Genomic DNA, 17,447 nt, shown 5'->3' with positions numbered 1-17,447 from the left:
CGACCTGATTCTGGTGGTGCGGGCGTGTACGGGCGGGGTCAGTGTGGCGTGCTGACTCCTGTTAGTATGGCCTGCAAGACGGAGGTTGAGAACAAATTTTATGCAACAGCTTAGCCAGATATACCTTTTTTCGCTACTGATTCTGAGTCTTGGCGGTTGCACTACCGTGAACTACTACACCCAGGCCGTAGGTGGGCAGATGTCACTGCTCTGGCATGCCGAGCCTGTTACCGATCTTATCGCCGACCCGGAGGTGGATCCGGAACTCAAGGACGCTCTCGCCGTAGCCAGTGATGCCCGGGAATTTGCCCGCCACCGGCTGGCCCTGCCCGTGGGCGGCAGCTTCCGGGATTTTGTATACCTTGAGCGACCCTACGTGGTGGTCAACCTTATGGCCGTGCCGGAGTTCTCACTGGACGCCCACCAGTGGTGTTATCCGTTGATAGGCTGTCAGTCGTACCGGGGCTACTTCAACCCTGACGCTGCCCGCAAGGAACAGGAGGTTTTCGAAGCCCGTGGCTACGACACCCTGCTCGGCGGCGTCACCGCCTACTCCACCCTGGGCTGGTTTCCGGACCCACTGCATTCCGGTTTCACCAACCTGGACCAGGAGCGTATGGTCGCCCTTATCATTCATGAGCTTAGCCATCAGGTGATCTACATTGCTGACGACACCGCCTTCAACGAAAGCTATGCCACGGCGGTTGAACTGGAGGGCCTGAAGCTCTGGCTGGCACAGAGCGGCCATGACGAAGGTTTTGCCAGGGCGCTGGCACGACTCGCAAACCGGGATGCCACTCTGGTACTGGCGGAAGCAGCCGTGGCCGACCTGGAGCAGCTCTATGACCAGGAGCCTCTGTTACCACGGGCCAAGCTCCGGAAACAGAAACAACAGATCCTTGCCACGCTCCGCAAACGCTACCTCGCTTTGGCCGCAACCTGGTCCGAACCCGGGCCTTTTGGTACTGCTCCGGATCCGTTCAATAATGCGCATGTGGCGCTTTTTCGCCAGTACAACCAGTTTGTCCCGGGTTTCCGCCAGCTTCTCCGGGACCATGGCTACGACTTTGCGGCTTTCCATGAAGCGGTTATCGAGCTCTCGGAACTTGCCAGGGAGCCCCGGACAAACCGGTTGATTTCGTTAGGCCAGAGGTTTGACGAAAACCTTTGAATTGCGCTGGGTATTGTAGGCCGCCAACTTGGGCCCGGGCAGGGCCTGGACCGTCGATGGCTGGAACCCCCTCTCCCTGAACCAGTGCTCGGTCTGGGTGGTGAGAACGAACAGGCGCTCCAGGCCAAGCCCGCGGGCCTTGCCCTCCACCATGGCAAGGATGTCGTCGCCCCTACCGGCCCGCCGGTAGGCAGGGTCAACGGCGAAACAGGACAGCTCCCCCGCCTTTTCATCAGGAAAGGCATACAGGGCTGCGCATCCCACGATGGTGCCATCCCGTTCAGCGACAATAAAACAGTCGATTTCGGTTTCCAGTAGTTCGCGGGAACGCCGCACCAGAATACCCTGCTCTTCCAGCGGCTGGATCAGTTCCACAATGCCGCCGATGTCTTCGACCCGGGCCCGTCTGATCTGCTCGTAGTTGTCATCACTGACTAGGGTGCCGGAGCCATCCCGGGTAAAGAGCTCCTCCAGCAGAGCGCCTTCCCGGGCATAGCTGATAATGTGGGAACGCTTGACCCCTTTCACGCAGGCATCACAGGCGGCCTTGAGCAGATCCCGGTCCGGCCCGGCTTCGTGGAAGGCCAGCCGTTCGGTGGTCTGACGCACAGTCAGCTCCCGGATCAGCGTTCCTTCGTTGTCCAGCACCCCCTGGTGCTCGGTAAAGATAATTAGTTTTTCCGCCTGGAGTGCGGCTGCCACCTGGCTGCCAACGTCCTCGTAGGACAGGTTGAAGGCATCGCCGGTGGGTGAGTAGCCAACCGGCGGCAGGAGTACAATATGCCCCTGCTCAAGAAGTTTGTCGATGCCGCTGACATCCACCCGCCGTACCCGTCCGGTAAAGCCATGGTCGACGCCGCCAAGTACGCCGACCGGCCGGGCCGCCACGTAGTTGCCGCTGCTCACCCGGATTCGCGCACCGTGCATGGGGGAGTTCACCAGGCCCATGGAAAGCAGACTCTCAAGGTAGGCACGCAAAGCGCCGATGGCCTCAAGGGCATAGCGCAGATGGGCTTCGGGGGTAATTCTCAGGCCTTCGTGGAAGCGGGAGGGCTGCCCGGCCTCATCAAAGCGGCTCTGGATCTGGGGGCGCGCCCCGAACGCCACCACCAGGCGGACACCCAGACTGCTCAGCAGGGTGATGTCATGAATGATATTGATAAGGTTGTGGTGGGCTATGGCTTCGCCACCGAGCGACAATACCACCGTGCGACCCCGGTGGGCGTTTATATACGGCGATGAATGGCGGAAGCCATGCAGCCAGTCGTTAGAAATCAAGACCTCGACTCCCGGTAAGGTTTGGGGGTATTAACTGACCTCAACTTGAGGCTGGCGCTGCACAAAAATGCTGGATCAACTGTTTAAGGATTTTAACACCCGGATCAATCTGGGCGAGGTCCAGGAATTCGTCGGGCTGGTGAGCCTGGTCGATAGACCCGGGGCCCAAGACCAGGGTTTCCAGATTCAGCTGCTGCAGCCACGGCGCCTCAGTGGCAAACGCGACCGCTTCCGCCTTGTGGCCGGTCAGGCGTTCGCAGACCTTGACCAGTTCGGCGTCCGCCGGGGTTTCAAATGGAGGAACGCCGTCAAACAATGGCTCAAACGCCAGCTGCAGGCCCCGGCGACTGGCCACGGGCTGTATCTCATTGAGGATGGCTTGGCGGAGCTCGTCCATCGCCATGCCAGGCAGGGGCCTGAGGTCAAAGTGCAGCTCACATCTGGCACAGATGCGGTTGGGGTTGTCACCGCCATGAATGCAGCCCAGGTTCAGGGTCGGTACCTGGACCTTGAAATTCGCATTCTGATACTTCGCCTGCCAGCCCGCCCGCAGAGAGAGCAATTCTCCCATAGCCTCGTGCATGCCCTCCAACGCATTATTGCCGAGCGAGGGGTCCGATGAATGGCCGGATTGGCCCTCAAAGACCAACCGCTCCATCATGATGCCTTTATGCATCCGAACCGGTTTGAGACCGGTGGGCTCGCCGATAACCGCATACCGGCCCTTGGGTCGTCCGGCTTCCGCCAGGGCCCGGGCACCGTTCATCGAGCTTTCTTCATCGGCGGTGGCCAGTATGATCAGTGGCTGTTTCAGGTCCTGTCCCACGAAGTCGCGGGCGGCTTCGATAGCCAGGGCAAAAAAGCCCTTCATGTCACAGGTGCCAAGGCCATACCAGCGGCCGTCCCGCTCCGTCAGAGTGAAGGGATCACTCTGCCAGCGCTTGTCGTCGTAGGGTACGGTGTCTGTATGGCCTGAGAGCACCAACCCTCCCGGTCCGCTGCCCAGGGTGGCGATCAGATTGTACTTGCCCGGCATGCCGGGCACCGGCAATATTTCTGTGACAAACCCCATGGGCTCCAGCCACTCGGCCAGCGTCCTTATCACCGGTTCGTTACTGTGATCCCAGTCCGGATTGGCGCTGCTGATGGACGGCAGTGAAACCAGCCGTGCCATCATGTCCCGTATATCCAGCCCCTCAGGGCGATTTTTCTGCGACATACCCCACCCCTGTTCAGCGAAATACAAATGGACCAGGATCAATGTCATGCCGGACCCACCACCGAACCCTGGACTGGTCACTCCTGGTTCGGGAACTCCGGATCGATTGGCGACTCGCTGTTTCCGTCAGAGCCGGAATCAGGCACCTCTTCGGGCAATCTAGCCGGGTCCGGTTGTTCGGGCAGTTGCCCATCGCCAAGCTCCGGCTCCGGCACCGGCTCGCCCTGATCAGAAGAGCGGCGCCACACCTCGAAAGTCACAACAGCACTGCTATCTATGGGATAGGCAACCAGGCCGCCATCCATTTCCCGGGCAACTTCCAACTGTCTGTCGTCAGCACCGGTAAGCCTGCCTTCGACCACACGGCCACTTGCCAGCGTAACCCGGACCCGCCGTTCAAGCCAGCGCCGGGCGTTATCGACGGTATCGCTGCGCCAGGCCACCACTTCCGGGTCATCACCGGTCACCGGTTCCAGTGCCGCCTGGGGCAATTCAGGGGATTCCGGTTCAACGGCTGTCAGGAAAATATCCGGAACCCGGGCGCCGTTGTAGCCTAGGGTCATGCTGGCCTCTTCAACCACACTTTTGTCTTGCCCCGGAGCTTCCGTTTTCTCACCCGCGCTGCGAACCGGCAGCCCGAGCCCCTTCGCATCGGGCTTGAGGCTGAATTCGAGACTGCCACCTTCGGTAACCCAACGCCGATACAGCGCCCGCAATTGCGGGCTGGGCTCAAAGCCCCTCGCCTGCAGCGCTTCATTAAAGCCCTCGGTGACAGTCGTCGCCCAGTCTTCAAGCTCAAGGCCGGATTCCCTGGCACAATAGGCAGCCACTTTCCGCATAAAGCCGCCATCCCGCAGAACAACCTCAAGAGGCTGATTGCCCGAACGGATAATCTGCCCGGGCTGTGTCGGGTCAAGCTTCGCGCCCGGCCAATTTATCTCCACGCTGCCCACCTGGGCCGTATTCAGCTCAAAATGCATGCCTTCGGCAGTCTGTTCCAGCAGCGCATCGCCAGACACCACCGTTACAGCCATGCGGATAAGATCACCGGTACCCAGCTGCTGGCGATGATCCGGCCCACACACTGGCACGAACAGAGCGGGAATCCGGGCCTCACCCGGCGCGACCCAGTTCTTGATCATGGCAGCATCAAGCGCCAGTGAGATATTGTCCGCTTCCAATTGCCATTGCCCGGGCAGGTCCTGCGGTTCCAGCAATGCCATGATCAGGGCCACAGGCGAACCGGTCCTGAAATGGAGGGTTTGCGCCTCCAATGGCTGAGCAAGGCGGAAAGGCTGGTAGGTCACGTCCTGCAAAGTCAGCTGCCCCGACACGCTCGAGCCAAGCCCTTGCCGTGATATCACCCCATGCCCTGACATGACATGCCTTGCCTGAGCCAGCCTGCTATCAGCCAGATACCACACTGTGCCCTTGAAACCTGCATAGGCCACCAGAGCCAGGACCAGCAACACCGTAAACAACTTCTTCATGCCAGACTCCAGTTTCACCGCTTACTGCTTACTTCGGCCAGGGGACTTTTACTGATAGCCAGCCTCAGCCACGGGAAATCAGGGTGCCTACCCCTTCATCAGTAAATATCTCCAACAGCGTGGCGTGGGCAACACGACCATCGATGATATGTGACGTGCGCACTCCATTTTCCACGGCGCTCAGGGCGCAGCGTATCTTGGGCAACATACCCCCGTGGATGGTTCCGTCTTCAATGAGAGCGCTGACCTGTGCTGCGGTGAGGCCGGTCAATACCTTGTCGTCCTTGCTTTTAAGTCCCGAAACATTGGTCAGGAGAATCAGTTTTTCCGCCCGCATGGCTTCGGCCACCTTGCCTGCCACCAGATCGGCGTTAATGTTGTAGGAGGCCCCGTCGCGGCCCACGCCGATGGGAGCAATCACCGGAATGACGTTACTGCGGGTCAGCATGTCGATCACTTCGACGTTGACGCTCTCGACCTCGCCCACATGGCCGATATCAATGATTTCAGGGCGGGCAAGTTCGTCCTTTTTACTGGTGACTTCCAGCTTGCGGGCGCGGATCAGGTTTGCGTCCTTACCGGTCAGGCCAATGGCGGTGCCGCCCTGTTTGTTGATCAGGGAAACGATCTGTTTGTTGACTTGGCCGCCAAGCACCATTTCAACCACATCCATGGTCTGGGTGTCGGTCACTCGCATGCCATTGACGAAATGGGACTTGATATTGAGGCGCTCCAGCAGGTCACCGATCTGGGGCCCGCCCCCATGCACCACGATGGGATTGATGCCGACCAGTTTCATCAACACCATGTCACGGGCGAAACTGCTTTTCAGCTCTTCGTTTTCCATGGCATTGCCGCCGTATTTGATCACCACGGTTTTTCCGGTAAACCGTTGGATATAGGGCAAGCCCTTGCTGAGTACGGCCGCCACCTGCATGGCCGTTTCACGATCCAGTGCCATTTCTAATGCCTTCTTCAAGAGGTGTATGGGTTCAGAAATCCGTAATCAGATCAGGCGCTATCTTCGTGAGATTGGTCCTGAACACGGATTTGATACGCTCGAGTGCTTCTTCGGTTTCAGCCTCGAACCTCAGCACCAGAACCGGCGTGGTGTTGGAAGCCCGACACAGCCCCCAACCTTCGGGATACTCCACCCGAACACCGTCAATAGTGTTGACGTTGCCATCACCGAAATCGCCTTCCTTACTGAGCCTGTCCACCAGAGCGAACTTGCTCTCATCAGTGACAGCCACATTAAGTTCCGGTGTACTGATGTCCTCGGGGAACTCCTCAAAGACCTCGTCAATCTGACGGTCCTCAACGCCGAGAATCTCAAGCAGGCGGGCAGCGGCGTAGAGACCGTCATCAAAGCCGTACCAGCGCTCCTTGAAGAACATGTGCCCGCTCATTTCACCGGCCAGCAAGGCGCCGGTTTCACGCATCTTGGCTTTCATCAGCGAATGTCCGGTCTTCCACATGATCGGCCGTCCGCCGGCCTGGCTGATCACATTGGCCAACCGCCGACTGCATTTGACGTCATAGATCACATCGGCGCCGGGGTTTCTGGACACCACATCACGGGCAAACAGCATCAGCAGCCGGTCCGGCCAGATAATGCGGCCGGTATTGGTTACCACACCTAAACGGTCACCATCGCCATCAAAGGCCAGCCCAATATCGGCCTTGACCTCAGCGACCCGACGTATAAGGTCAGCCAGGTTTTCCGGCTTGCCGGGGTCCGGGTGGTGGTTGGGAAAATCGCCGTCCACTTCACAATACAGTGGCACCACTTCACAGCCCAGTTCTTCCACTAGCATCGGACCCAGTTCGCCGGCGATACCATTGCCGGCATCCAGTACTACCTTGAGGGGTGCGGCTACCGCAATATCGCCGACGATGCGGTCAAGATAGGCCCGGCGCACATCCTGTTCCGAGCGGGCGCCCTGACCGCTTTCAAAATCACCAGTCTGGATGCGCTGGTAGAGTTTCTGTATGGCCTCGCCGGACAGGGTCTCACCACCGATCATCATCTTGAGACCGTTGTAATTGGACGGGTTGTGGCTTCCGGTAACCATGACCCCGGACCCGGTCTCAAGCAGATGGGTTGCAAAATACAGCACGGGCGTGGGGACCGCCCCGAGCTCGATCACGCTGCACCCTGACGAGAGTATGCCCCGGGCAAGAGCGTCTGCGAACTCGGGGCTGGAATGGCGACCGTCATAGCCGATGCACAAAGTGGTGGCATTGCGGCTGATGGCCTCGCTGCCAATGGCCTGGCCGATCACCGCAACAATTTCCGGTGTCAGGGTATCCCCGACGATTCCCCGTATGTCGTAGGCCCTGAAAATGGAAGGCGACACGCTGACCAGAGGCAGGGCGACCTCACCGACTCCGAAACCTGCATCGTCCCCTGGCTCACCGAAGCCCAGCACATCTTCGTCGCCGTCCAGCATGTCGATATCCAGCATGTCTTTATCCTGGAACAGAGGCTCCTCGCTACCCGCGCCGGGTCGGGCTTTGGCTGCAGCGGGCGCGGATGCCTTAGGGGCCTGGGCGCGACCCGCCTCGGTGGCCTTGCTCAGGCGTTTTTCCACAACCTGGGCCATGCGCTGGAGAACCTCTCCCAGAGAAGCGGCCATGTCCCATTCCAGGTTCGGCAGCCGGGCCCGCTCGCCACCAAAGGCCTTATGGGCCCATTGGATCAGACTGGCAATCTCGTCCCGTAGTTTACGCAGGGCGCCGGCCATCAGGAACCAGATGATACCTGCTGCGACCAGGGCCGGCACGAACACTACCAGTAACGCCAACAGCGAATCACTCAGGTTGCTAGCTGTCGGCTGGGGCGCGTACTGCAGTCCCCAGTTGGGCGGACTCAGCGAACGGGTCAGCGCCTCACCCGAGCCCTCACCAACGGCAACCACGGGCTGGGCGTTACCGGAAACGGTCTGGACCAGCGTCAGGCGTCCGTTGGGCTGGCCCTGCCCCGGCTGCATCACCGCCGTCAGCACGCGGGCATCAAAAACAACCAGTACGCTTCCGACCACCGCCTGGCTATTGGCATTCCGGACCGGGGCCGCAATCTGGACAAACCAGCTGCCATCCCGGGGATAGGCGTCCGGGGCGACCTGCCGACCGGACTCGGCACGCCGGGCCAGGTCCAGACTCGCAAACCCCAATCCTTTGGTAGCACTGGCACGCCGTGGAATCTCACCGTAAGGAAAAAGAAATGCATCGGAAACCTGGGGCAACAGATTCTCAAGACCCGCCGTAACCTCTTCCTGGTCAGTGCCTTCAGTCAGTGCCCGCACCACCAGGGGCTGGGTGGCATAGCCCTGGACAAGGCCCTGCAAAAGCTCGAGACGCTGTTCTATCCGGGCGGCGGCCTGATCTGCAAAGCGCTCGGCCTGCTGGCGGGCCTGGGCCTGCCCGGCCGGCTGCAGTACCAGAAGGTAGAGCAGTGCGGCAGCAACAACACCCGCAATTACGACGACCGCAGCCTGCAGCGTAATCACTGAACTCAGGCTTTTCAGAGCAGAATTCGCGGATTTAGCCGGTTTTTTCTGCTTGGGGGCCTGTTCCGGCCGATCACCGACCGCCTCGCCTGTATTCTTCTTCTTGCCGAGCTTCATAATGGAATCCGTTTAGTCTGCCGTCAGGGCGGCCATTTTTGCCAGGTATTATCTGTGCCAGTCACGCTACAAAGCATTGATTAAATGGACAGTATAGAGGGATCAGGCAATTTGTGCCCTACCCCGGGAGCAGCGCTGCCGAAAGCAAAAATGACCTCAACCTCTCCCAGTGGAGCCGAATCCACCATCACCACGGGCACTTGTGCTGAAGGCGTCAACGATCTCAAGTTCCGCCTGCACCACAGGTACCAGAATCAATTGGGCGATGCGTTCGCCGACCTCCACCGTGAAACTGGCCTTGCCCCGGTTCCAGCAGGACACCATAAGCTCACCCTGGTAGTCCGAATCGATCAGCCCCACCAGATTGCCGAGCACAATCCCATGCTTGTGACCCAGACCACTTCGGGGCAGGATCATCGCAGCCAGCGAGGGATCGCCGATATGCATGGACAGCCCTGTTTTCAGCAATACCGTATCACCCGGTTCAAGTGTAACCGGGGCGTCGCTGCAGGCCCGAAGATCGAGGCCCGCAGAACCGTCAGTGGCATAGCCGGGAAGTGGGATGGAGTCGCCTATTCGAGGATCCAGGACCCTGACCTGCAATGCGCGTTTAGTCATAAAGATACCTTACTGCCGGGTTTGAAATAGTTAGCGTCCGCTTTGCTGGCGGTATCGCTGGGCAACCAGCTGGATCAGCTGCTGCGCCAGCTCAGCCTTGCTTGACCTATCAAACGTCTGCCTGCCGTCCGCCCAGAAAACGGTGATTGCGTTGTCATCGCTGTTGAAGCCGATGCCGGGCTGTGACACATCATTGGCGACGATCATATTCAGCTTCTTTTTCTTCAGTTTACCTGTGGCGTACTGTTCAAGGTCGTTGGTTTCCGCCGCAAAGCCCACCGTGAAAGGTGCATTGGGGTGCCCTGCCACATGGGCGAGCACATCCGGATTGCGCACCAGCTCCAGGGACAGGGTTTCGCCGGATTTTTTCATTTTCTGGTCGGTTTCATTACGGGGCCGGTAATCCGCCACTGCTGCAGTCGCGATAAATATGTCACAGGTTTCGGCGACGGCGGCATCAGCGGCATTGAACAGCTCCAAGGCAGTGATAACAGGCCTGACTTCCACCCCCACAGGAGGCGCAAGGGCGACCGGCCCGCTGATCAGAACCACCTCGGCACCGGCAGCTTTGGCAGCCGCCGCCAGAGCATAGCCCATCTTGCCGGAACTGTGATTGCTTATATAGCGGACCGGATCAATGGCTTCCCGGGTTGGCCCGGCGGTAATAACCACACGCTGACCCGTCAGCGCCCCCGCGCCAGTTGATTCTGTCGCGGTTACCAAATCGGCAATGACCTGGGGCTCCAGCATGCGGCCAGGGCCGGTGTCACCACAGGCCTGGTCGCCCTGGGCTGGACCCCAGATGCTGACTTGCGGATCTACCTGAAGCAGTTCCAGGTTTCTCCCGGTCCTGGCGTTACTCCACATCGCCTGATTCATTGCCGGTGCCAGCGCAATGGGTGCGGCCGTCGCGCAGCACACGGTAGTCAACAGGTCATCCGCGAACCCATGGGCCAGACGGGCGATAAAATTGGCAGAGGCAGGCGCCACCAGCACCAGGTCCGCCCATTTGGCCAATTCGATATGGCCCATGCCGGCCTCGGCCTCGGGGTCCAGCAGAGAGGTTCGAACAGCTTCTCCGCTGAGCGCCTGAAAAGTAAGCGGGGCTATAAAAGCCTCAGCGCCGCCGGTCAACACCACCTGAACCCTATGGCCGGCTTTTTTCAGCAGGCGTACAAGCTCTGCGCTTTTGTATGCCGCGATACCGCCGGTTACGCCCAGCAGAATACGTTTTTGCGCCATGCCTACTCCTTATCACAGGAACCAGTCACCCGTGTAGCGATCGCACAGGGAATCAAGGCGTTAAAGATAGCATCGGACGGGCCCTGCCGACAGTGTAATGGCCGTGGTAGAATCCAGTCCGCGCAGGACGCGCATCTAACTGGCCCATGCTGCTGTCGCAGGGGCCTTTCACCGTATTCGCAAGGAAGCAGCCATGACACAACTCCCCTGGCCGACGGACGAACGGCCCCGCGAGCGCCTGCTCGCCCATGGTGCCGGCAGCCTGTCTGACGCCGAATTACTGGCGATATTTCTTCGCACCGGAACCCCGGGCCGGCCGGTGATGGCCCTATCCCGGCACCTCATTGAGCAGTTCGGCAGCCTGCGCGGGCTGATGACGGCCTCCCGCCGTGGTTTCTGCAGCATCAACGGCCTTGGCGACGCCAAGTATGCCCAGCTTCAGGCCGCCATGGAGATGGCCAGGCGGGTGATGGACGAGCCCCTCCGCCAGGGCGACCCGCTGCGCTCCCCGGAAGACACCCGGGCGTACCTGCGCAGCAGGCTGGGAACTTACCCTCATGAGGTATTTGCGGGGCTATTCCTCGATAATCGCCACCGGGTCATCCGCTACCTGGAGCTGTTCCGGGGCACCATTGACGGAGCAGCAGTCTACCCCCGCGAGGTTGTACGCCAGGCCCTGGAGTTCAATGCTGCCGCAGTCATTTTTGCCCATAATCATCCGTCCGGGGTAGCCGAGCCCAGCCAGTCGGACGTCAGTCTGACCCGCCGCCTGAAGGAGGCCCTGGGGCTGGTGGATATCCGGGTGCTCGATCACATGGTGGTCGGTCACGGCGAAGTTATTTCCCTGGCTGAGCGGGGACTGATGTAAAATGCTGGCACAGGGCGTCGCTCAAGCGGGTAAACGACGTTTCTGCCTGGCTAATTTCCCAACAATTTTTGCGTTCGGGCCGCGGTTCTGGTATAAAAGCGTCCCTTATTTTCAGGCAGTGCCAAAACGTCATGAGCGCAGGCCAGCGTTTTCACCGTCTGTTCTGGCAGCGTCTGGCGAGTATTCTTAGGCGCAATTGAACGAATTCGTATTTTTCAGGACCAACGCTCAGGTCGGAGGCAAGTATGTCCAGAGTCTGTCAGGTTACCGGTAAGCGCCCGCTTTCAGGTAACAACGTATCTCACGCGATGAACCACACTCGTCGCCGTTTCCTGCCCAACCTCCAGAGCCACCGCTTCTGGGTTGAGTCAGAAAACCGCTTCGTAAAGCTGAAGGTTTCGACCAAAGGCATGCGTATCATCGATAAAAAAGGCATTGACGCTGTGCTGGCCGATCTTCGTGCCCGCGGCGAGAAATTCTAAGGAGCCGCATCATGCGCGAAAAAATCAAGCTGGTGTCATCAGCAGGTACGGGTCACTTCTACACGACCCACAAGAACAAGCGTAACACCCCGGAAAAGATCGAGATCAAGAAGTTTGATCCGGTTGTCCGCAAGCACGTTGCGTACAAGGAAGCCAAGATCAAGTAACCGATCCTGGCTCATAAAAAACCCGGCCTGGCCGGGTTTTTTATGCTCGGTAAAAACTAGAACTTTTTCAGATAGCCCTTCGGAAGCGCAATATCCATGGCGATCGGCAAGTGATCCGAGACCGGGTAGCTCACTACCTCCGAGCGTCTGATCTCAAGACTCGGACTGACCAGTATATGGTCCAATGCCCGCTCTGGCCGCCAGCTAGGAAAACTGTGGGCGGTATCAGGCAAGGGGATAAGTCCTGAATCACTCAGGGGCGTATTGGTGAGCAACTCATCCGCATGGTTATTCATGTCGCCCATGAGCACGACATGCTGGTAGTCGGCAATCAGTTCGCTGATATAACCAAGCTGCTTTTGCTGCGCTGCCCGACTGAGGGAAAGGTGCATCATCACCAGAACCAGCGGGTCCTCTTCCGAACCATACCTGGCTACGATAGCGCCCCGCCCGGGAATCAGACCTGGCAAGCGGTATTCGGTTACATCAAGGGGACGGTAACGGCTAAGCAGTCCATTGCTGTGCTGGGCAAGGCGACCCAGATTCCGGTTCAGCTGTTGGTGCCAGTAGGGAATGCCGCTGGCCTCCGCCAGATACTGTACCTGGTTGATAAACCCGCTACGCAGGCTTCCCCCGTCGCATTCCTGCAGGGCAACCACGTCGTACTGTCCAACCAGGGAAGCAATCCGGTCTAGGTTCTCGAACCGTTTACGATGGGGCAGGAAGTGCTGCCAGCTTCGGGTTACGTAATGTCGGTAGGAAGACGTATTGATTCCCACCTGGATATTGAAGGTCAGCAACCGGATGTGACGCTCAGGCTCGAACACCGGCACATGATCCGTGCCTGAGCAGGACCCTCTTCGGGGCTCCCCTGACCCGCCCCAGCCTTTGAGCTGTTTGCGGAACCGTCTGTACATCGGGTTTGATTCTGACACGGTCACCTCAAGTGCTGCGCCACCCCGCATGAACGCAGGTGGCGCATGCTTTTATTGCTTTTATTGCTGGCGTTCCTTTTCGACGAGGTAGTCCACCACCTTGATCATATCCTCATGACTCCCAGCTGAGGAGGCACTCACTTTGTATTTGCCATTGACCAGCATAGCCGGAACGCCGGTGATCCGCGCACCGCGAATCTTTGACTGGGCCTGGTTCATCTTGGCATTTACACCAAAACTGTTGTAGGTCTTGATGAAAGCCTCGCGGTCTACCCCATGGTCTGCCAGAAAGTCGGCCAGGGCTTCAGCGGAGTCCAGCTGCCGACGGTCACGCGCCAGGGCGTCAAAAAGCGGATCATGGGCTTCTTCAAACTTGCCGAGGGCCTCTACAGTGTAAAACGCGCGTGCATGGGGCTCCCAGGAGGCACCAAGTGCCGCCGGCAGAAGCTGGAATTCGACATCTTCTGGCAAATCTTCTTCCCAGCTCTCAATCAGGGGCTTGAAGGAATAGCAATGGGGACAGCCATACCAGAAAACTTCGGCGACCTCGATCTTGTCTTCGGTTGAGGTCGCAACAGGATCCGCCAGTGTCTCGTAATGCTTTCCTTCTTCCCAGCTCTGGGCCTGAGCCCCCATCGCCATGACTGCAAGCAGACACATCGTCACCTTCATTATCTGTTTCATAGCCTTCTCCGTGGAAGCCAGCCTTGTCGGCTCGGGTTTATGTAGCCTTGTGACCTCATAAAAGCCACAAAGTTCTTGTTCGTAGTGATGTTTTCCCCTCCGGAACGCACGCCAGCTCCACCAGGGCTATTAAAGAGAATTATGCCCAGTCCAATCCCAGCCTTCCAGTGACAGGCTATTCACTTCCCGGAGCCAGGTAAGGGGATGGTATCGCTCTCTCGCCACTTTACATCTGGTTCCACTCGGCAGGCCCGTACTTTGCCTGAACATTTCTTCAGATTCAGTTGGCGTCAGACACCCTGGACTGGGTGCAAACATTGAAGCACCCGCCAGAATTCAGCGGATGCTTCAGCATTACACCGGCAATTGCCGACTATTCACACTGTGGAAGACCTTCCCGCCCGCCGGACAGCTCATCGTTGGTGTAACTGCAGCCGTATTGGTCATCAGCCACTGTGACCGGGTCCAGTACGTCATCGCCTCCGGGCTTGATACCCAGGTTCACCCAGGTCACCAGATCCACCAGTGCCATCGAGAACTCAGTACCGGAGAAGCCGCAGTGGTTCGGATCGCGGATCGCCCTCTGTACCAGCATATCATCGCTGCCATTGGCCTCGGCGGCTTCACGATAGAGCTGTTGGTGTACAAACGGTACGAAGAAATCACCCAGCGTGTGCATGGTCAATACCGGCACATCGAAGTCGCCCTGAACCAGGGGCAGCCAGCGGACGCCGTCGTCGCGCACAGAGTTAACTCCCTTGTCCGCATGGAATCGACCAACCTGGGCGGTGAATGCCCGTTCCTCGCCGGTAAAGCGCTCGCCGTCTGTCCATCGATAGATACGGTCGGTATTATCGTAGATATCATTCGCCAGTATGCCGGTTACCGTCCCGTCGCGTCCGCCAGTACCCAGAACCGCTCCCTGCCAAACCGGACTCTGAAAGCCCTCGTCAAAAATCGGCCGGTCTCCGCCCGTCAGGTTCATCGCGATGTCCTTCAGGCGTTGGCCAGCTTCATTTTTTGGCACGTAAGTGGGCGCACCGCCATCGAATTCGAACAGGTTGAACAGTGCCTCGCCGAGATAATCCTGAAAGTCCTCGTAAGGCCGATGGCCGAAGCCACCAAGCTCCCTGACAACGCGGGGGTAGTCACCAAGCCACTGAAACTGGTTCTGTTCCGCCTGGCACAGGGGTAGGGCCCCGTCGTAAGCAACCGGATAACGAGCCGTCTCCAGGGTTTCCCGCTCGACGGCGGCGGCAGCTGCGTGCCCCCCCATCGAAACGCCGGCAATCAGATACTGACCCGGGTCCTCATACCCGACACTCCAGTCGCGCTCAAGATAATCCGTCAACTCCAGCGCCAGGCGGTTGGTATCCTCAATGGCGGCACGAACGTCATAATAGTTGGCCGAATAGGAAGAGGCCGCCCAGGCATAACCAAGAGCCAGGGCCGTACTTCGAAACGCAAGGTTAGGCACCTCACGGGTCACCGTCTCCCCCTGGCCACGGAAACCGTGAGTGTACATGATCACACCGCCATGCCAGTTCTGCGGAAATTCGGCGGTGTAGGAGGCCGGCCCCTGAATGCCCTCATAAACACCCCAATAGGATGTGGCATCCTCGAGAGCAGTGAAAGCCAGATCGGCATTTTCCTGAACCTGGAAAACCCGACTGTCGTGTTCACGTACTTGCTCGGTCAAGCCGTTGCCTATTCCCTGCCCCTGCGCTTTGCCCTGGTCCGATGCCTTGGCATAGGCGACGGTCGGGGCGGTAACAGCTACTGCAGTGGCACAGGCTAGCGCCAAGAGGTTTTTACTTACTATCATGTTTCATCTCCAAATTATTGTTGTAGGCACTTCCATATTATTGCTGTAGGCACTTATTACTGCTGTAGGCACCTTGTTTCGCTAAGCGAAATTACATTTCTAAAGCCAGCGACCTATACCTTAGGAGCATTCGGTAAACGGCGCAATTAACAAATGCCTTAGGCAAACCGCTTATTCGGACTATCCGCGATGACTCATTCATCAGCGGGGCCCGGGCATAAAAAAACCCCGCACTTGGCGGGGCTTCTTACTTTCTGTTATCTGAGGTCAGTGCAGGCCCGATATATAGCTTGCCAATGCTTCTATCTCTTTATCAGACAGCTTCGATGCCACATCCATCATGATACCGGCTTGCGGACCACTGTCCCGTTCACCGTCACGGTAGGCTTTCAGCTGTTTGCTGACGTATTCCGCACTCTGCCCACCCAGAAGAGGGTAGGCCGCAGGTTCATTACCCTTGCCCTGGGGGCTATGGCAAGCCACACAGGCCGGCACATTGGAGGCCAGGCTTCCGCCGCGGTAGAGATTCCGGCCTTCCTCCACCAGATCAGGGTCGGCCTTGCCGATGGTGATCGACTGTTCATTGAAGTAAGCCGCCAGATCTTCCAGGTCATCTTCGGACATATCGTCCAGCAAGCCTGTCATTTCCGGAACCGGACGCTCACCGGATTTGATCAGGCTAAGCTGCTGGTGAAGATACTTCTCCCCCAGACCGGCGATTTTAGGGTACACAGCCATGGCGGGCTCGGCTCCACCCTGCCCGTGACAGCCCGCACATGTCGCGGCGTTTGCTTCGCCTGCTTCAGGATCTCCCGCGCCGAAGGCCGTGGCCGTCAGACTGACGCCGAGAACAACACCTGCGATCAGTTTTTTCATGCTCGCTCCGCTTCTCTCTCATCTATACACGTTGCGCGATAAACACATTGTGCGTTAAGCAGCCTGCAGATGTTGACCGACCCGGTTTAGGGGCCTTTATACCAAGGCTCTGCGCGCTGTCCGAATTTGGTGTAGCATTATACATTAATCCCCGACAACTGAAATCAATAGGTCCTCCCTTAACCGTGCCCGACGAAATCACTGACAAGTCAATATCTTTCAACAGCGCCCGCTTCCTGGTCAGCGCCTCCAAACTGTCGGAATGTCCGCCGGACGAGGGCGGCGAAGTCGCCTTTGCTGGCCGATCCAATGCTGGCAAGTCCAGTGCCATAAACACCATCACAGTAAACGGGAAACTGGCGCGAACAAGCAAAACCCCCGGGCGCACCCGGCTGATCAACTTCTTCTCTCTCAATCGCCCCGCCTGCCGGCTGGTTGATCTGCCGGGTTATGGTTATGCCAGAGTTTCCCGTGACATGAAAGATGACTGGCAAAAACACCTGGACAATTACCTCTCCCAGCGCCAGAGCCTGAGAGGACTGGTGCTGGTCATGGACATTCGCCACCCGATGACGGATTTCGACCAGATGATGGTGGAATGGTGCGAACATAACAAGTTGCCCCTGATGATTCTCGCCACCAAGTCCGATAAGCTAAAATTCGGCCAGGCCAAAACAGCCATGCACAAGATCGCCGCACAGCTCAAGGGATTCAGCTACGTGCACCATTTGGTGATGTTTTCATCCACCGATAAAACCGGGCTTGAAGAAAGCCGTACCGCATTGACAGCGTGGCTGGAAGGGACAACGGCCGAGATCCAGAGCACCTAGGTCCAGCTTCGATAAAGGCAAAAAAAACCCGGCCGTTGAGGGACCGGGTGAAACGTCAGGGTTTGCGACGTGCTAAAGCCTGAGATAACTCAGGAAGACGCCATGGAATGTCCGAATTCCTCAGCGTCTAACC

The 17,447-nt window shown here is 58.3% G+C and carries 16 protein-coding genes; 5 read left to right on the top strand and 11 right to left on the bottom strand.

Annotation, left to right across the window (positions count from 1 at the left end):
- Positions 1-100: 100 nt before the first annotated feature.
- Positions 101-1,171 carry an aminopeptidase gene (locus tag G7W63_RS10575; protein WP_166257201.1) on the top strand — a complete coding sequence of 357 codons (1,071 nt, stop codon included), beginning with the start codon at positions 101-103 and terminating at the stop codon, positions 1,169-1,171.
- On the opposite strand, the gene argA is transcribed toward G7W63_RS10575, so the two are convergent.
- The 7 genes from argA to coaBC form a co-directional block, all read right to left on the bottom strand.
- On the bottom strand, positions 1,142-2,449 hold the full coding sequence (gene argA / locus G7W63_RS10570; protein WP_166257198.1) for an amino-acid N-acetyltransferase: 1,308 nt from the start codon (positions 2,447-2,449) through the stop codon (positions 1,142-1,144). The genes G7W63_RS10575 and argA overlap by 30 nt on opposite strands.
- A 40-nt stretch (positions 2,450-2,489) precedes the next feature.
- Positions 2,490-3,668, bottom strand: a complete 1,179-nt coding sequence (gene argE / locus G7W63_RS10565; RefSeq protein WP_166257195.1) for an acetylornithine deacetylase — start codon at positions 3,666-3,668, stop codon at positions 2,490-2,492.
- Positions 3,669-3,745: 77 nt separating this feature from the next.
- On the bottom strand, positions 3,746-5,158 hold the full coding sequence (locus G7W63_RS10560) for an acetylornithine deacetylase (protein ID WP_207308933.1): 1,413 nt from the start codon (positions 5,156-5,158) through the stop codon (positions 3,746-3,748).
- A 64-nt stretch (positions 5,159-5,222) separates the two neighbouring features.
- A complete protein-coding gene (argB, locus tag G7W63_RS10555; RefSeq protein ID WP_166257192.1) occupies positions 5,223-6,119 on the bottom strand; it encodes an acetylglutamate kinase in 897 nt (298 codons plus the stop codon).
- A gap of 31 nt (positions 6,120-6,150) precedes the next feature.
- Positions 6,151-8,787 carry a phosphomannomutase/phosphoglucomutase gene (locus G7W63_RS20125; RefSeq protein ID WP_166257189.1) on the bottom strand — a complete coding sequence of 879 codons (2,637 nt, stop codon included), beginning with the start codon at positions 8,785-8,787 and terminating at the stop codon, positions 6,151-6,153.
- A 156-nt stretch (positions 8,788-8,943) separates the two neighbouring features.
- Positions 8,944-9,405: a dUTP diphosphatase gene (gene dut, locus G7W63_RS10545; protein WP_166257186.1), complete on the bottom strand. Its 462-nt coding sequence runs from the start codon at positions 9,403-9,405 to the stop codon at positions 8,944-8,946.
- 30 nt (positions 9,406-9,435) lie between these two features.
- The gene (gene coaBC / locus G7W63_RS10540; RefSeq protein WP_166257183.1) at positions 9,436-10,647 is read right to left on the bottom strand and encodes a bifunctional phosphopantothenoylcysteine decarboxylase/phosphopantothenate--cysteine ligase CoaBC; all 1,212 of its coding nucleotides are present in this window, start codon (positions 10,645-10,647) and stop codon (positions 9,436-9,438) included.
- Between the two features lie 193 nt (positions 10,648-10,840).
- On the opposite strand from coaBC, the gene radC reads away from it, so the two are divergent.
- The 3 genes from radC to rpmG all read left to right on the top strand — a co-directional run bounded on the left by radC (position 10,841) and on the right by rpmG (position 12,164).
- A complete protein-coding gene (gene radC / locus G7W63_RS10535; protein WP_166257180.1) occupies positions 10,841-11,515 on the top strand; it encodes a RadC family protein in 675 nt (224 codons plus the stop codon).
- A 245-nt stretch (positions 11,516-11,760) separates the two neighbouring features.
- Positions 11,761-11,997 (top strand): 50S ribosomal protein L28, encoded by a 237-nt coding sequence (gene rpmB, locus G7W63_RS10530; RefSeq protein WP_166257177.1) that lies wholly within the window; start codon positions 11,761-11,763, stop codon positions 11,995-11,997.
- Between the two features lie 11 nt (positions 11,998-12,008).
- Positions 12,009-12,164, top strand: a complete 156-nt coding sequence (rpmG, locus tag G7W63_RS10525) for a 50S ribosomal protein L33 (RefSeq protein ID WP_166257174.1) — start codon at positions 12,009-12,011, stop codon at positions 12,162-12,164.
- Between the two features lie 56 nt (positions 12,165-12,220).
- Here the strand turns inward: rpmG and G7W63_RS10520 are convergent, their stop codons facing one another.
- From G7W63_RS10520 to G7W63_RS10505, 4 genes are all read right to left on the bottom strand, one after another.
- Positions 12,221-13,081 (bottom strand): endonuclease/exonuclease/phosphatase family protein, encoded by an 861-nt coding sequence (locus tag G7W63_RS10520; RefSeq protein ID WP_166257172.1) that lies wholly within the window; start codon positions 13,079-13,081, stop codon positions 12,221-12,223.
- Between the two features lie 78 nt (positions 13,082-13,159).
- A complete protein-coding gene (locus G7W63_RS10515) occupies positions 13,160-13,783 on the bottom strand; it encodes a thiol:disulfide interchange protein DsbA/DsbL (RefSeq protein ID WP_166257169.1) in 624 nt (207 codons plus the stop codon).
- Between the two features lie 373 nt (positions 13,784-14,156).
- The gene (locus tag G7W63_RS10510) at positions 14,157-15,608 is read right to left on the bottom strand and encodes an alpha/beta hydrolase (RefSeq protein ID WP_166257166.1); all 1,452 of its coding nucleotides are present in this window, start codon (positions 15,606-15,608) and stop codon (positions 14,157-14,159) included.
- A gap of 267 nt (positions 15,609-15,875) precedes the next feature.
- Positions 15,876-16,484 carry a c-type cytochrome gene (locus tag G7W63_RS10505; protein ID WP_166257163.1) on the bottom strand — a complete coding sequence of 203 codons (609 nt, stop codon included), beginning with the start codon at positions 16,482-16,484 and terminating at the stop codon, positions 15,876-15,878.
- A 185-nt stretch (positions 16,485-16,669) separates the two neighbouring features.
- Between G7W63_RS10505 and yihA the strand changes: the two genes are divergently transcribed.
- Positions 16,670-17,314, top strand: a complete 645-nt coding sequence (gene yihA, locus G7W63_RS10500; RefSeq protein ID WP_166257160.1) for a ribosome biogenesis GTP-binding protein YihA/YsxC — start codon at positions 16,670-16,672, stop codon at positions 17,312-17,314.
- The last annotated feature ends 133 nt before the right edge of the window (positions 17,315-17,447 follow it).

The organism is Marinobacter salicampi (genome assembly GCF_011074795.1).
Classification (GTDB): domain Bacteria; phylum Pseudomonadota; class Gammaproteobacteria; order Pseudomonadales; family Oleiphilaceae; genus Marinobacter; species Marinobacter salicampi.
Note: the sequence above shows the minus strand (reverse complement) of the source record. Positions and strands in the feature narration are given on the sequence as shown.